Below are 21,689 nucleotides of genomic sequence, written 5' to 3'. Positions count from 1 at the left end.
AAAAGATGATACCAGAAACAGTACCAATAATTTTCCTATAAAATTATACATCACACATCTCCATAGCTTTGATCACTTCATCCACATCGACTTTGGTCTCAAAGCAACCGTCTTTCAGGAGAGGGATCCCCTGCACAGGCATAAATGACACTTCTTCCATGGATTCGGAAAGTTCGGTGTAACAGGCTACCCCTATGCACGATCTCGGTTTGTATTGTTTTATAATTTTCTTGACAAAACTGCCCCCTGGAATCACAAAAACCTTAAAACCTTTGCTTTGGGCAACTTTATATACCGTCCCAATATCGCATTTACCACACTGTTTACATTCATATCCAAAAATTGGATCACAACGTGCACAACAATCCGAATTCCTCAAACATTGCGGAAGTAAAATAATCCTGCGGTCATTGTTATGGATAAAATCATTTCTCATTACAGCATTGCGTACCTCAATAAGGATTTCATCCACCAGTGTATCACGAATCTGTAAAACCTTGCATACCCACTTGGAAGGGGAATAAAACAAATAAAGTACAAAAAGAATAAAATTTGGAATAATTATTTTCTTTTTTTGAAACTGTAAATACCTATTATCAAGGCAAAAAGTAATACTACAAAAGAAAAAATAAATGTGTAGACAAATACTTTGCCAAGAAGTTCATAGGGAATTTGCATATTGAAAACAGAAATACATTACTTTAAAATATTTTCTGGGAAAAGAAGGGGATAATCATATCCCCTAAAAATCCTGTTCATCTTGCCTGATCTTCACAATCGTCGAGGCTTATTCCCAATGCTTGGGCGGCAAGTACAATTATGTCCTCAACTTCAAGTTCATCGGGAGTCAGGTTGAGGGAATCCCTTCCATCGCTGAGGTTCCTCTTGCAGAAAGGACAGGCACTTGAAAGAATGTCTGGTTTCTTTTCAAGAGCATCCTTTACACGGGTCTCCGCAACTCCAAGCGCAAGATCAGGTATACCGGCCTTTACACCACCGCCTGCACCACAGCAGCGCTGGTTGTCTTTGATCCTGTCCATTTCAACAAACTTTATGCCAGGAATACTCCTGAGCACATGCCTTGGTGCCTCAAAAACACCTACATGACGTCCCAGGTGACATGGGTCGTGGTAGGTCACAGTCCTATCGATGGACTGCTTCCATTCAATCTTGCCCTGCTTGATGAGATCTGAAAGGAATTCTGTGATGTGAACAACTTCAAATGGTAATTCTTCACCAAGAAGCCTTGGCCAGTCAATCTTAGAAGCGCGGAAGCATCCTGCACAGGCATAAAGAACTTTCTTTGCGCCCTTTTTCTTTATACCATCAACATTAGCCTTTGCAGCCTTACGAGCAATATCATCAATCTCGTACTGACCTGTCCTGATAAGTGCGGAACTGCAGCAGACTTCATCCTCCCCTAACATGGTGAATTTGATACCTAGCTTGTTGAGAACACGAGCTGTTGCGAATGCAAGTTTTTTCTGGCGAAGTTCTGCGGTACAGCCACCGAAGTAGAGAATTTCTGCTTCGTCTTCTATAACAACATCATCAGGAATCCAGCTTAAACGTTCCTCTTTTGCAGCCATGTAAGGATTACCATATTCGCCTATGAGCTTGACAAACATTCCCTGCTTGCCGAATGGACCGTTTCCGCGTTTAACAAGATTTGCACGCATTGCTTCCCATAGTTCTACTGTATTGATCCCGGATTCACAGACTGTAGCACACATTCCACAGGTGGTACATCCGTAAACATCATCCTTGAACTGTTCAATTTCATCTTCCGGAATCTTTTTAGGTCCGAATAGTTTTGCCCTGAGACCATAGGACTTATTCATGAATTCTCTCCATCGGAGAATCTTGTCTCTTGGTGCAAGTCCCGGATCTTTGCCTGAAGCATCATATGTTGGGCACCAAAGTACACACTCACCACAACGGCTGCATGCATCGAGTTCCATGAGCTGAACGGCTGTGAGGTTATTTGTGTTTATAGATGGAGAATCTCGTACCATAATTATTCACCTCCCTTATTTGCCAGAAGGGTAAGTGGTATTGCAATCATGTGGATGTATTTGCTATATGGGATATATGCAATACAAAACAGCAAGGAAATAATTACGTGGAACAAAGCTGCAGGTGGTGCCCACTCAGAGTGAAGTCCCATACCCCAGAAAGTACCGTTCCTGATACCGTCTGCAATAAAACCTGTAATTGTAATAACAGTAAGACCGCCAAGAAGTATTGAATCATAAGCTATTGTGCTTTCTCTCATCCTCTGCATGAAAAGTCTTCTTGCAATTGCAATGATAATTCCTGTAAGCAGGACGTAGCTGAATATGTCATTGGGAAGGGAAAGCATTTCCCTGAAGACTTCAGGATCGGGACCCATGTGGAGTACCATATGTGTCATTTCCACAAGGAACATAAGAAGAGACATAGCAAAAAGAGCCATCCAACCAACGAAAATTGTGATATGCATGAACCAGCGAAGAGGACTGCGACGCAGGATACGCCTCTGGAAAAGGATATCAAGAACAAGGGTTACAATAATATGTTGTCCGTGATGCTGTCCTTCCGCACTCATCTGGCGAATAAGTGTTCTTGGAAAAGCTAAAAGACTGCCTTTAGTGCCGCTTCCACCATATTCTTCTGCGCCTGCACCCCATTTTTTCAAATTTATATACATTCCGTAGAGGAAAATAATTATCGCGAGGGTTGACAATATCATGATCTGCACGAAAGTAATCCTCAAAGTATCGGATATTCCCGCAAAATATTCCATAGCCATAACGTCTATATCTCCTGATGTGTTCTTTTCAAACAAATGTAATATGTAAAATTAACTCTGGTCTATTGGTAGTAACGATTGTATTTAAATATTTTCATCTGCAGCACTTGAAAAATCAACAAAAAGATAATCAGGAGACTGATGAAAAGAAAGAAAAGGTTTAAGGATTTACCTTAAAGCCCGATCTCTTTTTTGAATTTTTCAAGTCCCATCTCATCAATGACACGGCCTATGCGCCATTTCTTTGTATGGGTCTTGTAGAAACTTATAATCCGATCCACAAGTTCCATAACCTCTTCTTCATTAAGTTCCTCGGCAATTATATCACCAAGACGTGGACGGATCCCTGCATTTCCTCCAACCATCAACGTATAACCTTTAGGAGTGCCCATGATTCCAATATCCTTAATAGCCGGCTCGGAACAGGAATTCATACAACCTGAAACCGCAATCTTGAATTTTGAAGGAAGCTGCATTCCGTGATATTTCTCATCAAGGGCAAGCCCCAGTGCAACTGAATCTTGTTGTCCGCGCTTACAGAATGTTGTACCCGGACATATTTTGACACTCCGAACACAAAGACCAATTGCAGCTGCGGGCTTCATGCCAAGATCATTCCAGGCATTGTCGATATCTTCTTCCTTAAGCCCGACTATACAGGCACGCTGTGCGGATGTTAATTTGATGGCCGAAGCTCCGTATTTTTCTGCAACATCGGCAATCTTGCGAAGCATATCAGGCGTTACGATTCCACCGGGTGTTTGGGGAGCGATTGCATAAGTCTCCCTGTCACGCTGCACAATTGCAGCTTTCTCAAGAAGATCTTTTTTTGTCAACTAAGACCCTCCTCTTCAGTCGCCTTTCTCAAGCCTTCTGAGAAGACCTTTAAGACCTTCTTTGTGGCGTGCTTCGTCGTAGGAAGCTTTAGCGAAGAAAAGAGCTGCCTGCTCATTACCTTCATCATGTGCAATCTTTGCGGCGTCGGCTTTCTCACCTTCTGCCATCGTTTCGCCCTCAAGCATCATCTTGAGGTTATCAACTGTTGTTTCTTTGATAAGTCCAAGAATTTCGGCGACCTCAGCTGCATGCCATGCTTCATCCATCGCAATCTGGCGAAGGTATACGGCTACTTCAGGATACCCTTCCTTCTCCGCAAGCTTTGACATTGCCAAATACCAACCAACTTCTGTCGTTTCACCTTTAAAAGTCTGCTGTAAAATATTTTCAAGACTCATATTGTTCACTCCTTCTTATACCTTATAGATGGTATTACAAATTGTCCAAAGCACTATAATAATTAGACGGCAGAAAATCATTGAAATTGGTGGTATTTTTGCTATCACTCCACCAAAAAAGTGAATGACAGCAACTGTTTTCTCAACCAAATGAACAAACATATCAAATTTCAAATTTGAAATCATCATCCTCTTCGTTTTTGGTTAATATTTACTGTCACAAAATATATCTCCTGTATTTTTTCAGCAATTTGATCAAAATTGATCTGTAAATGATGTCTCATTGATGTTTTACATGGTGTCATATGATACTGTTTACCAACAGAATGGACTGAACGTTTCCCTGTTAACATCCCAAAAACACTGACAAAAAGACCCTTGCTCTTGAGCTAACCGTTGGTCGAAATTTATGTGCTCCCAAGAAGGGGTATAAACGAGCTTTGATGCAATGAGTAGGTTTCAATTCGATGAAGGTGGCACATTTTATGTATATCAATGCTGATAGGGACTTATATAGGATTATGCAAAATTAGCAAACTACTGAAGTTGCCTGTTTTCCAATGAGCTGGGTACATGTTGAGAAGTATTAGATGGCATCGTGAAATATGAAAATATTCAATATTCCTAATTATCACAATTCATTGATGATATCTCGAATCAGTAAGTACTGATATTTTTCTAAAAGATTAAACCGTACTTAAAAACGCATATATATATAAAAACCGTGAATTTATTACAGTACTGTAATAAATTCAAGGTATTGAATATGATTGATTTTGCCTGTAAGGAATTCCAGATTAATGAAGTAATCAAATGTGCTCTGGCACTCACACGTGCAGATGTGAAAATAATGGATTACTTTATCCATAAACCAGGGAATTGGTATAACACTAATTTGATTGCCAAAGAAACACATCTCGACCTTTCCACAGTTCAGCGTTCTGTGAAGAGATTGCACGAAAAAGGAGTACTGATAAAATCTCAAAATAACCTTAACAATGGAGGATATACCTATATCTACATGATCAAAGACAAAAACGAGATTAAAAAGATAATTATGGAAATTGTCTTTAAATGGGCAAAAAAAGTCGAAAACGAACTGGAAAACTGGTGAAAAAATGCTTAAAATTACCCCTTATCTCTGGATTATAGTGCTGATTGCATCCATCGGAGGGCTTTTTTATCCCGCCCTTGGATACATAATGGTAGTTGTAATGGTTATACTACTTACAACAAGTGTCTTCCGTGGTCGGTGGTTCTGCGGCAATCTATGTCCGAGAGGAAGTCTCCATGATTTTGTGCTGGACAAGTTCTCAAGAAAGCAGAAAATTCCCGCAATCCTTTCAAAACTCTGGATTCGTGTCCCTGCAATCGTCTTGATGATGACCCTTGTGGTATACAGACTTTCCATAGCTTTCGCCACACAGAATACCTTTGAAAAGGTAGGAACAATCTTTGCATCAATGTGTTTTGTGACAACATTCATTGCAATAATGATGGGAGGATATTTCAGTTCAAGGGCGTGGTGTACTGTCTGTCCAATGGGAACCATGCAGAGAATAATTGGTGGCAAGAAATACCAGCTTAAAATGAGACACGATGATTGCATAAATTGCAAAAAATGCGAAAAAGTATGTCCCATGCAACTTTCCGTCAGGGATATCGGGAATAACCCGGATTGTATCAAGTGCGGCCGCTGTGTGGAAGCTTGCCCGAAAGATGCGCTGTATTTCTGAAATATTACATGATGCCCCTTGCAGAAGGGGTATCTGAATACTATAAACGATAAAAACTGGAATCCTTCCTCACCGCAAGAATTCCCATCATCTCCCACCGTATAAAACTGTAATTTTTAAGAGTGGCATCTCTTGCCGAAGGAAAGTATGTGCTTTTTGGCAAAACATTAAGAAATACTTATCTATATTAGCACCTTTTATCTCAAATATAGCAGAAGCAACCATAAATTCAAGAGGATACAAGATGGAAGAGATTGACCTTTATCTTGAAAAAATTAGGAACAATGTTTTAGAATCAAAAGACATCGATCTTATCATTAAAATGATAGAAGAAGATACAAAAAAGGGACATATCAAATCCGAAAAGGACGACATCCAGTGGTTTGAAGTATACAAGTTTGGTCTGGAGGAATTGGAATTAGCCCTTAAAGGTGGATCAAACATGAAGGTTGGGGACTGGAGACAGAATCTCGATTACAGCAAAGTCCGTTCTTTTGTGGATGAGATGGAAGAAAAAAGTCTCATAACCAATGTTTCTTGGCACGGTGCAGTGATCTTCGACATCGTGAATCCTGAAGTTTACAGAATCCACCTTTGCAATAAAATAAAAGAGCATATTTGCAAATTATATGGCCTGTAATTCAGGCATTTTTTAAACGGACCTGCCGGGAATCGAACCCGGGTTCTAAGCTCCGGAGGCTTAAGTGATATCCTCTACACTACAGGTCCATAAGCTTTCGGTTTATAGTTGATATCATGATATAAACTTAATCCTGATATAGTGAATATAGCCTTTAACACCAATTGGCGGAAACCGGATCTTAGTCGTTAGAGATTGGCAAATCAACTAGCTCATAAATTCTTCCATTATAGTAACATTTCCCTCACATTGAATTTTAGAATCAGATGAAAATGACAATATCATAAATATGAGAAATACAAAAGTTGGCAGATTGCTAAGCTGTCTATGTTCAGACGGCGAGATAAATTGCCAATGATGTAGATTTCATCTGAAAATATCCAAGCATATTTCCCGAACCGATACATTTTCTACCACATAAAATTAATGCATGAAGTGGTATTGAAATGTATTATGAGTCATGCATCAATTTCATAAGTCGCCTACAATAGACATCGATCAAATTATCTTTAAAATTTTTTCCATCGCATCTGAGATTGTAGAGTTATCAATGTCCAGGTCTTTACTCTTTTTCATACCAAGTTCTGTGATTACAATATGTTTGTCAACTGAAAGTCCAGCATTCTCAAGCGTTTTCAATGCGCAGTGCATGGGACATCCATCTATTACTATGATCCTATCACAACCCTCTGCAGATTTTATCTGACCAGGAACTCGACCTCCTATCCCTGCGGTACACATAATCTTGCCTGCTTCTGCTTTTGTGAGTTCAACCGCTACTTTATTTGATATCTGGCCAACATTTGATCCACCAGAACAGGGGTAGATTGCAACATTTTCAGAGCCGCACGAACATGTTATGCCTTCCACCATCTGATTCATCTCCTTTTTTAGTCAATAAATTAACAAATAAAATGTTTAATTATTCAGTTATCCATTTTTTAACATCATCTATGTTAGGAACTTTGCCCGCTACTTTAACATCTCCGTCAATTACGACTGCAGGGGTAATCATGACCCCATAGGACAGGATCTTGTCAATATCTTCAACCTTAATGACATCAGCGTCTACAGCACTCTCTTTGAGAGCCTTTTCGACAATCTCTTTTGTTTTAATGCATTTAGCACATCCAGTGCCAAGAATTTCTATTTTCATCTAAGCTCACCTTTTTTTCTTGAAAGTTTAAATTTTTGGTATTATCGAAACCTTTTATATATCACTATAAGCTCATCTGCATATGACATTGTTTTTCTTGCCTTGCCTATGTATGAAAGAGTTTTCAAACTCATTTGAATTTGATACTTATACTGCCTGCTTTTTTAGCCAGAGACTTTGCCAGGAACCCGGATTCTATTCTGCACAAATTAAGAATACCACAAGGCACCAGACAGTTAGAAGAGCATTTTGCTTCTTTGGCTTTTTCCATTACATAATTATCTTTGATGTCGAGTATTTCCATCATTGGAACTTCCAAATGTGACATTTGTTGGATCTTTTCACAGGGTGTATCTATATTAATTATTATTTTGTCCCCTTTACGTTCCCCATGAATCTCATGAACAAAACCACATATTGTCGAATTTACTGTTAAATCTGTCATTTGATCACCCCCTTAAGGGATTATTTCCTAGCATGTCATCATTTGTGCAGATTCGGTCATCTGGATCAGTATTTTAAATATTATTGAAATGTATATATAGTTTACGATTTAAAATATTATTGAAACACCATGGTATTAGAATGGTAAACCGTAAAAGAGGATTTACTATGAGGGTATCCAGTATCGAAAAAGTTTTGCCTTGCATCTCAGATCCTTGGAAACTAAGAGTTATTGCACATTTGGATGAAGTTCCAGACCTTTCTCTGCTTACCAGATATCTTGGTGGCAGATATTCAGAAGGATTGGGAGTCCTGATGGTGAAATATGGAAACAAGGAACTTAATATTTTCAATAATGGGAAAGTTGCCATAAGGAGGGTAAAAGATGTCGAAGAAGGAGAAATGCTTATAAATCGCATATTATCAATGGCATATCATAAGGCTATGATCTCAGAAGAGTTATAATTTCAAAAATCAGAAGTTATGACTGGCAGGTTGATGAAGTTAACATATTGATAAAATTATAGATTGTTCAATGTTCAAATGAGGATTTTCTACAAAACCCTTTATCCTATCCCTTTGGATGCTTCTAAGCTGGGTCTTTGAATTTTATTCGTTGATTCCTAAATAAAACTTTCAGTCCACTAGAGGAACAGTTATTAATCTGTCAAGCCATTGAAGAAAGGCTTTTGTTTTCAATGGGTGCTAAAAATGGATCGGGACAGGCTTCTTATATATCTATCGATTTTTGTAATAATGGGCATGTCTGATGCGGTAATTCCCGTATTGCCGGAATTTGTCAATTTTAGCCAGCATGAATCCAGTGTAGTTATTTCCACCCTCCTGTTTTCCGCTTACTTTTTCGGAGCACTTGCTACCATGCTTCCCTTTGGAATGGTTTCAGAAAGAGTGGGACATAGGAAACTCATTTTATTGGCTATGATTTTAACTGTTGTTTCAGGTTTTTTGCTATATTATATCAATGACATCACTTTATTGATCCTTGCACGTTTATTAGAAGGAACCGCATGCGGTGCTTTTTTTCCATCAGCTTTTGCAATACTGACAACTTACCAAAAAAGAAAACAATATATCGGGGAATTTTATTTCCTGCTCAATGCAGGACTTGCAAGTGGAGTTGTGCTTGCCGGTACAATGGCATCAATATATTTCAAATACGGGATTGCCTTTTTCACAGTACTTGCCATAATTCCTCTTGGAATTGCAATATTTAATTCCAATACTGTTCAACTTAGTGAAACCATAAGAAAAGACATCCGAATAGAGCTTCGGGAAAAATTCAAATCATCTTTTAGTTTAATAATTAAATCTCCTTTTATTTACATATGGGTAGTAAATTTTGCCCTTCTTGGTGCCAATGGAGTACTTCTTGCCCTTTATCCGGAATATAGTGTGGATTTTCTTTCAAAAGCAGATTTGGGTATTGCAATCGGGACAACTTATATTGCAACCATGGCGTCCTCAATTGCCTCGGCGTATTTGCCTATTAAGGAACAAAATCTTGTTCGTATAGGCATTATTGTTGCCTCAGCAGGAACTTTCCTTGCAACTTCAATGCCTTTTTTGGGATTTATACTGCTTGGCTTAGGATCAGGTTTTGCTATGGTAGGATTGCCAATCATATTATCATATTTGACTACGGAAAGAGGTACTACAATGGGAGTTTACAGCACTTGCAGTTATGCAGGACTTGCAATCGCACCTGTTATTGCAGGATTTTTTACCAACGACCCGGGATTTGAAATTGTTTTTATCGCAACAGCCACTATTCTTTTTGCGACAATTGTTCTTACGAATAAGTTTGATTTTGACTTATAACAAGATTATTATAGTTAAAACCAAATTAATCATTGAATATATAATATTTTTATAAATTTGCTGTGGATTACATTAAAAAGATCACTTTTAGCACAACTTATGTGACTTCTAAAATCGTTTTTGCCACTAGTAAACTAGTAAGTTCAAAACAATGAGACGAAAGAATTTAGAAAAATTTACTATAACTGAAAAAAACGAAAAAATATATTGCTTGATCAAATAGTTGACTTAAAATGAGATTTGTTTATACAGTTGAAGTATTAAATAATATGGAAAGCTAGCTTCCGTAAGAGAGATGCGTGCTCCTTCCACAGTATGTACATGAATACTCACAGTATCCAACAATGGATCACATATTTACAAAAGGCACTATATAACAATTCAAACGTACTTTTTCCCTATACCAATCATTGTTATCCGGGTTTCCATTGGAGGGTTTTTCCAACCTTCAAATGTAATTTTTTTCACATTTGAATCAATACTAACGTTGTTTTTACCTATGCCGCATTTGTACATATATTCGATTATGAGGCTTTCACCCATATTGATTGCATATTCATATGCATCGGCATATTTCTCGAAAACTTCTCTCTTTTCGGGCGAAAAAACTATAATGCCAGCATCGGGATCCTCCAGTGAAACCGGTTTGATAAGAAATTCAACTCTTTTAATTCCTTTTCCGAAAAGTGCACCAACTGCGTTTCCAACTTCTGAATGTTCGGGGAGAACAATGTTTGCATCAATGATATTGCTTATTTCCTGTACATAAGGGGCTACAGGTCCTCCTATTAGTACAACTGGAAGTTTTACCTTAAAGCCAACATCAACTTTTCCACGCAATATCTTTTCAATACCTACTTCATCATACCCAGGAAGGAGATATTTAATCAGGTTAAATACCATGTTTTGTGCAAATTCTGTTTTGAGTGTCTGACAGAACTCAACTTTTGATCTGAATAATAATTTTGCAAGATGCTCTGCCCCCAATGATGAAGCCGATGCATTCCATTGAGTATAATCGCCAAGCACATGAAGAACGTCCGTGGGAGTAAATCCTATGCCTTGTATTAGGCGCTTTTGGAATAAACCATTCAATGTGCGGGAAGAAACATATTTACCGCATAGCGAGGTTAAATCAACATATGAAATAGGGTCATCCCCTAACAATTTGAGAAGTCGTTTTTCTTCTTCATTGATTCCTGAAGCACTTTTTCCATTTCTTATGAAAAATGTAGCAGGTTGTATGTTATTGTCAAAATCTGCTCTCGGTGGAATTGCTAGATTTTTTAGCTTAAGAAGAATTTGGGGATACTTTTCTGCAGCTACACACAATGGCATGACCCTTCTAGGACCTATGAAAAAATGCCGATTTTTAATCCAGATGTGGCTATCACCACCTATTGCAGAAGTTTCCATATTGATTGAGCGTACACGAGTTTTCCATCCTCCTATTATACCTCCTGAATCGCTGAGGGCTGGAATGCCGTTAAACATAGCAGACACATCAGTACTTGTACCACCTACATCAATTGTGACGCATGTATCCATTTTACTGAGGTGTGATGCACCTATAAGGCTTGCAGCAGGTCCGGAAAATATCGTCTCAATGGGTTTTTTTAATGCATCTTCAATACTGGTTACAGAACCATCACACTTTAGCATTAGAATTGGTGCAGCTATTCCACGTCTTTTAAAATCTGCAACGATACTATGGATAAACTGCGTAATAATCGGAATCAGCTGGGCATTAAGTGATGCGGTTACAGCCCTTTCATAGGCACCGATATCCTGAGATAATTCATGACCACAAACAACCGGTACATCTTTAATTTTCTCAAGGATTATTTCTTTTGCCCTTAATTCATGATCCGGATTTCGGATACTGAAGTAGGAAGAGATCGCAAATGAGGATACTTTATCTCTAACTGAATCTATGAACTCTGCCACACTTTTCTCGTCAAGTGGCTCAAGTTCAACTCCGTCCTGATCATGACCACCGGATATACATTTAATATACTTTGAAGGATACTCTTTTTCCTACGTACCGTGTTCACCTATAAGGATTAATGCAACGGGATATCCGGTGCCTTCAAGAACCGTATTTGTAGCAAGTGTGGTGGATACGGAAATAACTGCAATTTCTTCAAGAAATGAGGGGAGAATGCCGTCAATTGATTTTTCTATACCCGTCAGTATGTTGGGGTATGTTGTTAATTGCTTGTTTGAGTCAATTACTTTTCCACTTTCCAGATCAACAATTACCGCATCAGTATATGTTCCACCGGCGTCTATCCCAAGGCCATATTTCATATACTCACATCCGAATTTTTTAAATAAGGTCTAATATGAACTGTAACATCAGAAATTGATGTATAGTTTTGAATTAGTATTTTTTTAATGTTTGTCAGAACAGGTTTTGCATCAATTAATTGCATATCAGGATCAAGTGCAACCTGAAGATCAACAAAGATACTATATTTGGTTCCATACGTTCTTATGTTGTATACTGCATTCACTTCCTCTACCTGCTTTACAAGCTCACTAATGTGTTTTTCAGGTATGCAACAATGGTCACAAAGCTCGTCGATACTTCTTACAATTGTACCACTCGACATCTTAAGCAAAACCAATAATAAAATCAATGATGAAATAAAATCAAGATTTGGATAAACATGGATCAAAAGAAAAATAAGAATCATAAAAAATGGGGATAAAATCATCAATGTGCTTTTTCTTGAAAAAACATTCATATCAGATTTATTTTGGATTTTTTGAATTAATAATATATTAAGGATCAGAATAATTCCTATCAATACTTGTATATGACTTTGAATAAAAACATATGAATCACTGATAGTCTTCTCCAGCAAGGTTTTCCAAATCGTTAATACAACAAATCCCAGAAAAACAATTGAAATGAGAAGTTGAATCATTGAGGCATATTTTGTGTAACCATATGGGTGATGACTATCCGGAGTTTTTAGTGCTAAATATTTTTGAAAATCTAGTATCATTATGGAAATAACAAAGAAAAAGCAATAGAAACCAATTGTTTCAACATAAAGAACTTGAACGAAATATCCGACTGCAATTAAAAATAACGATAACAAAAGAGCAGTTATTGGAAAAAAGATTTTTGTTGTTTTAGGAAATCGGTACATTTTCAAACCCTTTTTTGTGAAAAGGAGATGCCCTGAAAAGGGGCATCTACGGTGATTTATGGGACAACAGGAAACAGGAAATTATATCGGTAATATGGTTTTCCCATAAACTTCATTCAGTACAATGGCAAGTGCTGTGTAAAGAGATGCTAATCCCAACAACAGTCCGTCAATTCCGGCAATAAATAACAGTCCACCACTTCCTGCATTTACCATAGCAAGAAGAATGAACAAAACAAACAGTGTGACAAACACAAACTGAATTGCACGGCTTCCCAGCTTTAATGTTGCAATTAACATTCCCAGAGTATACACTCCCCACATTGCAAGATACGCTGCCATTGCAATGGGCGTTGGAGATGCTGCCCATCCAAGGCTATCAATAATTATTAATCCTGCAAGGGAAAACCAGAACAAACCAAATGCTCCAAATGCTGTTCCAGCAAACACATCACCTTTCTTCCAAGCCATTATTCCGGCAAATACTTGGGCAAAACCGCCAAGGAAAATGGCCATCGAAACTATCATTGTATCCAGTGGGAATAAACCCACATATGTAAGGCTTAAAAGAAATGCAGATAAACCCAAACCCGTAAATCCAAGTGCTGCAGGGTTTGCAGTATTATCCACAATATTTAATTTAGCTTCATTTTCTTCAATATCCATAATGAAAATCACCTGTTACAAATCATAGTAAATATAGCAAACATAATTAATAAAAAAAAATAAAGGAGTTAAAGGAGGTTGTTGACATTTATCACCTTCTTGAAAGGATGACTTTATAGGAGGTTGTGGATGAATGTGGTGATATGCTGCAGATCATGCAGAGAGATTTGAATGTTACATGATCTGCAGCTAGATGTCTACTTTCTACTTTAATCCTCAGAGATCAGAGATCGTAGTTTTCTGGTCTGAAGACTTTAACTTCTGCCTTGTAGGTTTCAAGACAATCACTGACAAACTGGTCAGTATCATCTGTGAGTCCGTCCAGAGCTTCCTTTGCATCCTTGAGAGCATTCTTCTCAAATCTGGTCATCTGGAGCTTTGGATCTGCGTTTGTAAGCAGATTTACGCACTCAACTGCTGCATTCTTTGCACGCAGGTAGATATCATTGGCATCCTTAACAATTGCCTCACCAACCTTGTAAGCATTGTCGTATGCAAGGATGTATCCCTGTGGATCCCTGTACTTATCAGAAAGGACCATCATGTCCCTGAGGACCTTTGCATTGCCGGTTTCAAGGGCAACATTCATCAGGGCACAGTCATATGCGAGGGATTCGCTCCAACACTGGACTGTAGTACCGCCGAATTCACCATGATATTCAACTGATTCGTTAGACCACAGGTCACAGCACTGCATTACAAGGTTACCCATCACGTCAGAGTGAGCACAGGTAGATGTCTTACCTTCCTGTGCAATTGGAACACCTGCAATTGACTTGACAATTGTGTTTTCATAACCACAGTCCTTACCAGGACCAACTGCACCGGCTTCATATGCGGCGAGTGATCTTGCAGCGGAGATAGCTCTTGCAATAATTGCCAGTGTGTGAGCCAGGTTCTTGTCAAGAAGACCGCCTGCAATAAACATTGCAGTGTTTGCTTCGGAACAATCAGTATCACCAGCTGATATGACATTGTTCTTCTTTGCAATCTTTGTAATATCCTGCCAGATCATATCCATGTCAGTAGTTCCGAGGTAGCCGATTGCAAAGAGCATACCTGCAATATCATTCCTCAGGATTGCATAGTCAGAGACCTCTTTACCGCCCATTGTTTCAATGGAAAGAAGATCTGCACCGTTTGAAGCGACTTCTTCAAATGATTCCATCAGGACATCGTATTTGTCCCCGCGAAGCTGCAGGTAGTCACGGTCTTCACGAATATCCCCTGGAGTATGCCTGAGTGCACATTTGATACCGTATTCATCATGATAGTCTTCCATGATTGCTTTCTGGGCTGCAGCAACTTCACCGCCCCATGTGGGGTTGTTGGTCATCTGCTGGACATGTTCGGTTTCAAGGACAACTGCAGGAGCTCCTATCTGGACCATTCTTGCCATAATGTCCCGGGTAATGCGCTCGTATTCTTCCACGAGCTTCTCCTTTGTTGCACCTGCTTCCGGCCTGGGTGCATAATTCACCTCAGGGACGGTGTAACCTCCACCAATCTCTAAGCCAAGACCCGCTTTTACAGGTGCAGTTGCATTACCAAAAATCATGTCGTCTGCACTTGCATATGCCATCTTTGTGTATCTGTTTATTGCCATTTTGATCACCTCTTAGTGTGTATGGAACTGCTTCTTCAGTGCATCAAGATCCTTACCCTCAAGGATTGCCTGTGCCATCTTTGGTGCATCAGCTGCTTCTTCACCATAGACTCCGAGTTCATACTGAGATACAAAGTCCTGGTTCACAGCACCTCCACCACACTGGAATGGAATTTTTATTCCAGCTTCGAGGAGCCTGTCGTTTACCGCCTTGAATGCAAACATTGTGGTGGTCATCAATGCAGTACCAGTTAACATCATTGGTTTTTCGGCTTTTACAGCTTCAACAACTTCATCAACAGGTACGTCACGACCGAGATCGACAACATCAAAACCGTTGGCCCTCAGGAGAGCTACAACAATGGACTTTCCAATATCATGCACATCTCCTTCTGCAACATGGCACACAACTTTGCCTTTTGCAACAGGGGCGGTAGATGACTTGGATTTACAGAATTCGATACCCTCAAGCATTGCATCCGCAGACATCATTACATTTGGCAGGAAAATTACACCTTCATCGTAAAGTTTGGAGACTACACCCATGCCTACCATCAATGCATCGTCAATTAATGCAATAGGATCTTTTCCGGCATCAATTGCTTTCTGGAGACCGTCTACAACATCGTCTTCTTCGCCTTCAAAAATTGCTTCTGCAATTGGGCGAATCAATTCATCCTTTGGATACAGCTCTTCAGCTGCTTCAGCAGGACTCATTGATTTTTCTTTTTCGACGTTGTACCGTACCAGAATAGTGTTTGGTTCTATTTCTAAACTGGTCATAATACACTTCCTTCCTTATTTCTTTAAATGAAGGCAATATCTTACGAAATTGCCCCCCCTCCAATCTACATGTGAGATTTGTACTCAAACCTCATTTAATTGAGGCATCGCATACTATTTAAATATACCGATGTGCAATTTTATATATATTAAGATTACCCTTAAATTTAAAATATTAACTGAAGTACTCATTGTGGATTATAACTGCTGCTGATTGGTTTTTTGAAACTATTTTAATATATACACATAAGAAACCTACATAAACAAATCGATTTACTTATATATTATTAATTTTGAACTCGGAAATAAAACAAGTATATATAAAAAACGGTTGTTAAAAATAAACTAAAAAACTTAGTAAAAAGAAAGCCGCCACAAGACAACGTTTTTCTTTGAGAAAAGTACTTTTAGCCTAAAGAGAGGGTTAATTGAAGGATAAATGTTATATAGAACCCATTTTCTAGACGCTAAAAATAACACTCTGAAAAACGAAATAGTCAAAAAAGTAAGTATTTGTTACAAGTATTTGTTACAGATCGTAATTGGAAGGATTAAAAGAACTTACTTCTTTGCTATAGGTACTCAAACATTTATCGATAAATAAATCTGTTTCCATGCTTAGTGAGTGTAAATCTGCTTTGGTTTTCTTTAAAGTGGCTTTCTCAAATTTAGAAAGGTGAAGTAAGCCCTTTGATGCATCTTCTATCAAATCACAGCACACTAAGGCAGCATCCATGGTACGCAGGTAAATATCACTCGCATGGTTGACAATCGTTTCTCCAATACGATATGCATTATCATAGGCTAAAATAAATGACTGAGGATCACGATATCTATCGGATGCCATTAGGATATCGCGTAGCATTTTCCCATAACCTGCTACAAGTGCAGTATTCATCATAGAACAGTCATATGCAAGTGTCTCGCCCCAACACTGCACAGTTGTACCGCCAAAATCTCCGTGGTATTCAACCGATTCATTGGACCACAGGTCACAGCATTGCATGGTAAGATTGCCCATAAAATCAGAATGTGCACAAGTAGATCCCTTCCCTTCCTGAGAAATGGGTGTTCCGGTAATCGCTTTGATTATAGTATTCTCGTAACCACAATCTTTTCCAGGACCCATAGCTCCAGCCTCATAAGCTGCCAGAGATCTGGCTGCCGACATTCCGCGCACAATGGCTGCAACTGTATGTGAGAGCTTCATATCAAGCATACCCCCTGCAATAAACATCGCTGTATTTGCCTGGGAACAGGCGGTATCTCCTGTGGGGATCACATTATGCTTCTTTGATATTTTGCAAATGTCTTTCCAGATATACCCAACATCAAGTGTACCAAGCACCCCTATTGAAAATAATAAACCGCTTATATCGTTTCGCAAAATGGAATGATCGAATACTTCTTTGCCTCCAAGAGATTCAATTGCAACCATATCCGCACCAGAAGATGAAACTTCTTCAAATGATTCCATTAATAAATCATAAGAATCTCCCCGTAGATCCACACCATGGCTGTCAATTCTGAGATCTGCGATTGTGTGCCTGAGTGCACATTTTATTCCATATTTATCATGATAATCTTCCAAAATGGATTTCTGCGCCTCAGCAATTTCAGCGCCCCATGATGGATTTTTTGTCATCTGGTGAACATGTTCGGTTTCAAGTACAACTGACTGAAAGCCAACCTGAACCATCCTCTGCATAATATCTCTTGTAATCCTTTCATATTCATCAATCAAGGATTCTTTGCTTTCACCAGACTGTGGTCTAGGTGCATAATTAATTTCAGCTGTAGTGTATCCGGCGCCAATTTCCAGATCCAATCCGGTTTTGACAGGGTATAGAGATTCTCCGAAAAGAAGATCATCTGCATCTTTGTATGCCATTGTGTTATATTTTCCAATTCCCATCATATTGCCTCAGGTTAGTGTTTGTGAAATGTACTTCTTAATTTCTTAACATCCATACCCTTGAGAATGGAATCTGCTATTTTGGGGACGTCTTCTGCTTCTTCACAATAAACACCAAGTTCGTACTGGGATACAAAATCCTGGGTAACCGCTCCGCCTCCACAAACCACCGGAACATCAATATCACTTTCAAGTAGTTTTGAATTCACTTCTTTGAAAGCATGCATTGTAGTTGTCATAAGTGCAGTTCCTGAAAGCATAATAGGTTTTTCGCGCTTTGTAGCAGCTATGACCTCCTACACAGGCACATCTTTACCCAGATCAATAACTTCGTATCCATTTGCGCGTAAAAGTACAGTTACAATCTGTTTTCCGATGTCGTGTATGTCTCCTTCAACTACGTAAGATATGATTTTTGCTTTTGATTCGTGTGCTTTTGTGGAATGTTCTTTGCAGTATTCAATACCTTCTATCATAGCTTGGGCTGATATAATAACATCAGGTAAATAGAGCATTCCATCATCATACAATGTTGAAACAACTGACATTCCTTCCATCAAGGCATCGTTGATAAGGGAGATAGGATCTTTTCCCTGATCAATTGCATCTTTAATATTTGCTACAACATCGTCCTCATCTCCATTAAAAACGGCTCTTGCAATTGATCTTAAATTAGGATCAGCCGGATATAATTGCTCAGCAACTTCTTCTGGAGTCATCTCTTCTTCTGCAAGTACATTATAACGAGTAATAAGTAAATCCGGATTAACTTCTAGCAAAATTATGAACCTCCCAAATAACCACTACTTTGTAATATGTCACAATATATTTTCTATTGAATTATATCCCTACCTTTCGACTTACTATTATGATTGCTTTTTTGTGGTTCCATTCTCCAAGTTTAAGAGAAGATTCCAGCTTTATCAACGTTCCATTCTTATCAGATAAATTAAAAATTGTCTTGACATCTGAGCCTTGCAAAGCGGTGTTGAAGGCCTTAGCTGCCTCAAGAACCTGATTATGCGGCTGAAGTTTAATAAAACTCATGCCAGTGAGTTCTTCTTTTGCAAAACCAAGTACTTCTGACGCCATTTGGTTACTATAAACAATGCAACCTTCAGTATCAATCACGAAAATTAGTTCGTCTATAGTATCAAAAAGAATCTGTAAATCGTATTGCTTTTTGCTTAGATCAGCCTCTTTTCCAATTCTTTCCATTGTTGCTTCAATCTGATCTGCAACATTTTCCAGTGATTCCCTAATAGGAATGCTTATCTCATAATTTTGATGGGAAGAAACAAACAAGACTGCTGTTAATTTATTCCTGACCCTTATGGGTAAAATAGCACTTGCAAGAAGCTTATCTGGAATGTCTTTGTCACGAGATAAAGGATATATTTCAGGAAAGAGCATATATACTGGATAATCAACTGTTAAGAATCTACCGGCAAGTGATTCACTATCAAGACCTTGGAACTTTTCTACAAATATATTTGAAAGGTTTTTGTGTGCAACAATATTAAGGTTGCCTGATGTTTTATCTACAACATAAAGTGCACCGCAATCAATTCCTTCTATGTGTAATGCTATATCAAGAAGATGAACAAAAACGTCATGGATATCCCCCGCAGGAGTAAAATATTGTCCCATATCTGTTTCGATATTCAGGAAACTGTTGATCCTTTTCCTTTCTGTAATATCCAGAATTAAGCCCTGATAGTGACTTAATCGACCCATGCTGTCATATTGAATTGACGCTCTTTCTTCTACCCAGCGGATTTCTCCGGATTTAGTAATTATTCGGTATTCAAGATCATAAGAAGATGCTTTTTTCTTGGAATAATCCTCAACTCTTCTTTGAACCATTTCCAGATCTGAAGGATGAATTATATCTCCGTACCGAAGTTTTCCCGAAATGAATTCATCCGGTTTGTAACCAAAATTTTCAATATTCGATGAAACAAATTCCACCGGCCAATTTTCTTTTGGACTCCAGAAGAAAACAATTGCAGGGCTTGTGCGTATAACCGATTGCATTAATTTAAGGGCATCAAGAGTTTCAATCAGAGTTTTTTCTTTTTCCTTTTGTTCAGTAATGTCCCTTATAATAGCCATTATTGCAGGTTTATTTTCATGAACAATAACTGAGGAACTCACTTCTACAGGAATAAGTTTCCCGTCTTTTGATACAAGCTCAATCTCATGTTTTTTCTGGAAAAGATCCGGATTATCAGGGATTTTGCTGAATTTTTTGTGAACCATTCTTCTGTATTCTTCAGAAACAAAAGAGGATAATTCAGTACCCAACAATTCATCACTTTTCTCCCCGACAAGCTCAGTAAATACTGAGTTTGCAAATCGTAGAGCTCCATCTTGGATTATTATAATCCCATCATTTCCCTTTTCAACAAGAGTAGAGTATTTTTTCTCTGAAGCTTTTAATGCCTGCTCGGATAATTTATGCTGGAAAATTGACCATATATCATGTACCAATAGATTGAGATGTCGTGTTTCCATGTCATCATATATTAGGTCTTTATCAAAACCTGCAACAAAAACAGGTTTTTCATTCTCGTAAATAGGAATTAAAATTCTATTTTCTTTCAGTTGATTTTCGGTAGTGGTTGAAAAAAGTGATTGCGTATAATTAATGATCTTTTCTTTACTTTTTTTCTTTCCGGTCAGCGAAAATGAATATACTTCTTCTTTTATTCCCTCTGGTTTTTCAAGAAAATAAAAGAAACCCGATTTGTTTGATGTAAAATCAACTGCTTTTACCAATGCAATCCTGACAATATCATCAAAATTCACGTAATTCATCTGGCTTAATTCTAAAAGTAATTTTAGACGCTTCTTATTGTAACGATAACTTTTTTCAGCTGTTTTTTGAAGCGTTACATCCTCAAAAATTCCTATTCCACCCTGAAGATTACCGTCTAAAAGAAAAGCTTTGCACAACAATTTGATTGATTTAATTCTTTGATTAGCTTCAAATTGATACTCGCCATGACACGATAATGATTTGCCCTTCATTATTTCCAGAACAAACTTCTTTAATGTATCATCAGCTACCAAATCAAGAATATTGTTATTAAGAGTGGATTTATTTTCCCAGAAATCAAATATTTCCCTAAATGCTTCATTTGCATCTTCAATTAAACCTTCTTTGTTGAAGTAAACTATTCCCACAGGATTGCTTTCAAAAATTGCACGAAACTTTTTTTCTGTTTCTTTAAAATTTTCTTCCACAATTTTACGTTGGGTTATTTCACGCAGAGTTATCAAAACAGCTGGTTCACCAGAAAGCGTAACCAGTGATGTAGAAAGATCAAAAGGATATAAGGAACCATTAGTTCCCACAATTTCCACATCATAGGATATTGTTACCTTTGTATTTTTCTTGATTCGCTGATCGTATTTTTTTTTAACCATTCTGCGATATTCGACAGCAAAATAATCCAAAAAAGAAGTCCCTAAAATATCCTGTATCTCTTTTCCTACAATTTCAGAAAATTTCTTGTTTGCAAATGCTATTCGGCAATCCTTGACAACAAGAATGCAATCTTCTAAACATTCTGAAAAAATTGACACCAGATCTTCTGCAGTCGATGCTATGTGATTGCTATTATCTTCTGTAACAAAGCGGCTTACAAGAGCATTTTCACCTCCATCACCGCCTTTTTTGATCATAGTTGTATTTCCCATACTTAAGTCCGG

General features: G+C 38.1%; 20 protein-coding genes, 1 tRNA gene and 2 pseudogenes. 5 read left to right on the top strand and 18 right to left on the bottom strand.

Going from position 1 to position 21,689, the window contains the following annotated elements; all coding sequences use genetic code 11:
* Positions 1 to 43 precede the first annotated feature (43 nt).
* The 5 genes from PWQ49_RS01155 to PWQ49_RS01135 form a co-directional block, all read right to left on the bottom strand.
* A complete protein-coding gene (locus tag PWQ49_RS01155; RefSeq protein ID WP_363321782.1) occupies positions 44 to 472 on the bottom strand; it encodes a DUF116 domain-containing protein in 429 nt (142 codons plus the stop codon).
* A gap of 283 nt (positions 473 to 755) precedes the next feature.
* Positions 756 to 2,015: a (Fe-S)-binding protein gene (locus tag PWQ49_RS01150; protein ID WP_300606626.1), complete on the bottom strand. Its 1,260-nt coding sequence runs from the start codon at positions 2,013 to 2,015 to the stop codon at positions 756 to 758.
* 2 nt (positions 2,016 to 2,017) lie between these two features.
* Positions 2,018 to 2,791 (bottom strand): disulfide reductase, encoded by a 774-nt coding sequence (locus PWQ49_RS01145; RefSeq protein ID WP_300606623.1) that lies wholly within the window; start codon positions 2,789 to 2,791, stop codon positions 2,018 to 2,020.
* A 173-nt stretch (positions 2,792 to 2,964) separates the two neighbouring features.
* On the bottom strand, positions 2,965 to 3,627 hold the full coding sequence (locus PWQ49_RS01140; RefSeq protein ID WP_300606621.1) for an NAD(P)/FAD-dependent oxidoreductase: 663 nt from the start codon (positions 3,625 to 3,627) through the stop codon (positions 2,965 to 2,967).
* A 15-nt stretch (positions 3,628 to 3,642) separates the two neighbouring features.
* The gene (locus PWQ49_RS01135; RefSeq protein WP_300606619.1) at positions 3,643 to 4,026 is read right to left on the bottom strand and encodes a ferritin family protein; all 384 of its coding nucleotides are present in this window, start codon (positions 4,024 to 4,026) and stop codon (positions 3,643 to 3,645) included.
* A 766-nt stretch (positions 4,027 to 4,792) separates the two neighbouring features.
* On the opposite strand from PWQ49_RS01135, the gene PWQ49_RS01130 reads away from it, so the two are divergent.
* The 3 genes from PWQ49_RS01130 (at position 4,793) to PWQ49_RS01120 (ending at position 6,402) form a co-directional block, all read left to right on the top strand.
* Entirely contained in the window at positions 4,793 to 5,140 is a 348-nt protein-coding gene (locus PWQ49_RS01130; protein WP_300606616.1) for a winged helix-turn-helix transcriptional regulator, read from the top strand.
* 4 nt (positions 5,141 to 5,144) lie between these two features.
* Positions 5,145 to 5,762, top strand: coding sequence for a 4Fe-4S binding protein (locus PWQ49_RS01125; protein ID WP_300606613.1), 618 nt, complete (start codon positions 5,145 to 5,147; stop codon positions 5,760 to 5,762).
* Positions 5,763 to 6,006: 244 nt separating this feature from the next.
* Complete coding sequence (locus tag PWQ49_RS01120; protein ID WP_300606610.1) at positions 6,007 to 6,402, top strand: hypothetical protein; 396 nt, start codon at positions 6,007 to 6,009, stop codon at positions 6,400 to 6,402.
* A 17-nt stretch (positions 6,403 to 6,419) separates the two neighbouring features.
* On the opposite strand, the gene PWQ49_RS01115 is transcribed toward PWQ49_RS01120, so the two are convergent.
* From PWQ49_RS01115 to PWQ49_RS01100, 4 genes are all read right to left on the bottom strand, one after another.
* A tRNA-Arg gene (locus PWQ49_RS01115) sits at positions 6,420 to 6,491 on the bottom strand.
* A 409-nt stretch (positions 6,492 to 6,900) separates the two neighbouring features.
* Entirely contained in the window at positions 6,901 to 7,275 is a 375-nt protein-coding gene (locus PWQ49_RS01110; RefSeq protein WP_300606607.1) for a putative zinc-binding protein, read from the bottom strand.
* 49 nt (positions 7,276 to 7,324) lie between these two features.
* Positions 7,325 to 7,558, bottom strand: a complete 234-nt coding sequence (locus tag PWQ49_RS01105; RefSeq protein WP_300606604.1) for a thioredoxin family protein — start codon at positions 7,556 to 7,558, stop codon at positions 7,325 to 7,327.
* Between the two features lie 130 nt (positions 7,559 to 7,688).
* Positions 7,689 to 8,003 (bottom strand): hypothetical protein, encoded by a 315-nt coding sequence (locus PWQ49_RS01100; RefSeq protein ID WP_300606601.1) that lies wholly within the window; start codon positions 8,001 to 8,003, stop codon positions 7,689 to 7,691.
* Between the two features lie 167 nt (positions 8,004 to 8,170).
* Here PWQ49_RS01100 and PWQ49_RS01095 point away from each other — a divergent pair, with 167 nt between their 5' ends.
* On the top strand, positions 8,171 to 8,467 hold the full coding sequence (locus PWQ49_RS01095; RefSeq protein ID WP_300606598.1) for a hypothetical protein: 297 nt from the start codon (positions 8,171 to 8,173) through the stop codon (positions 8,465 to 8,467).
* 246 nt (positions 8,468 to 8,713) lie between these two features.
* Positions 8,714 to 9,841 (top strand): MFS transporter, encoded by a 1,128-nt coding sequence (locus PWQ49_RS01090; protein ID WP_300606595.1) that lies wholly within the window; start codon positions 8,714 to 8,716, stop codon positions 9,839 to 9,841.
* Between the two features lie 381 nt (positions 9,842 to 10,222).
* On the opposite strand, the gene PWQ49_RS01085 is transcribed toward PWQ49_RS01090, so the two are convergent.
* From PWQ49_RS01085 to PWQ49_RS01050, 9 genes and pseudogenes are all read right to left on the bottom strand, one after another.
* Complete coding sequence (locus PWQ49_RS01085; protein ID WP_363321786.1) at positions 10,223 to 11,626, bottom strand: hydantoinase/oxoprolinase family protein; 1,404 nt, start codon at positions 11,624 to 11,626, stop codon at positions 10,223 to 10,225.
* A gap of 57 nt (positions 11,627 to 11,683) precedes the next feature.
* Positions 11,684 to 12,151: pseudogene (locus PWQ49_RS08255) on the bottom strand (hydantoinase/oxoprolinase N-terminal domain-containing protein); the annotation flags it as partial.
* Positions 12,148 to 13,002 (bottom strand): cation transporter dimerization domain-containing protein, encoded by an 855-nt coding sequence (locus PWQ49_RS01080; RefSeq protein WP_300606593.1) that lies wholly within the window; start codon positions 13,000 to 13,002, stop codon positions 12,148 to 12,150. The pseudogene PWQ49_RS08255 and the gene PWQ49_RS01080, both read right to left, overlap by 4 nt.
* An 81-nt stretch (positions 13,003 to 13,083) precedes the next feature.
* Entirely contained in the window at positions 13,084 to 13,668 is a 585-nt protein-coding gene (locus tag PWQ49_RS01075; RefSeq protein WP_300606591.1) for an acetate uptake transporter, read from the bottom strand.
* Positions 13,669 to 13,891: 223 nt separating this feature from the next.
* The gene (mtaB, locus tag PWQ49_RS01070; RefSeq protein ID WP_300606588.1) at positions 13,892 to 15,274 is read right to left on the bottom strand and encodes a methanol--corrinoid protein co-methyltransferase MtaB; all 1,383 of its coding nucleotides are present in this window, start codon (positions 15,272 to 15,274) and stop codon (positions 13,892 to 13,894) included.
* A gap of 12 nt (positions 15,275 to 15,286) precedes the next feature.
* Positions 15,287 to 16,057: a methanol--corrinoid protein MtaC gene (mtaC, locus tag PWQ49_RS01065; protein ID WP_300606586.1), complete on the bottom strand. Its 771-nt coding sequence runs from the start codon at positions 16,055 to 16,057 to the stop codon at positions 15,287 to 15,289.
* Between the two features lie 529 nt (positions 16,058 to 16,586).
* Complete coding sequence (gene mtaB / locus PWQ49_RS01060) at positions 16,587 to 17,972, bottom strand: methanol--corrinoid protein co-methyltransferase MtaB (RefSeq protein WP_300606722.1); 1,386 nt, start codon at positions 17,970 to 17,972, stop codon at positions 16,587 to 16,589.
* A gap of 14 nt (positions 17,973 to 17,986) precedes the next feature.
* Positions 17,987 to 18,751 (bottom strand): annotated as a pseudogene (gene mtaC / locus PWQ49_RS01055) (methanol--corrinoid protein MtaC).
* 61 nt (positions 18,752 to 18,812) lie between these two features.
* Positions 18,813 to 21,677 (bottom strand): PAS domain S-box protein, encoded by a 2,865-nt coding sequence (locus PWQ49_RS01050; protein WP_300606583.1) that lies wholly within the window; start codon positions 21,675 to 21,677, stop codon positions 18,813 to 18,815.
* Positions 21,678 to 21,689 lie beyond the last annotated feature (12 nt).

This window comes from Methanohalophilus sp. (assembly GCF_030156785.1).
GTDB lineage: Archaea > Halobacteriota > Methanosarcinia > Methanosarcinales > Methanosarcinaceae > Methanohalophilus.
Note: the sequence above shows the minus strand (reverse complement) of the source record. Positions and strands in the feature narration are given on the sequence as shown.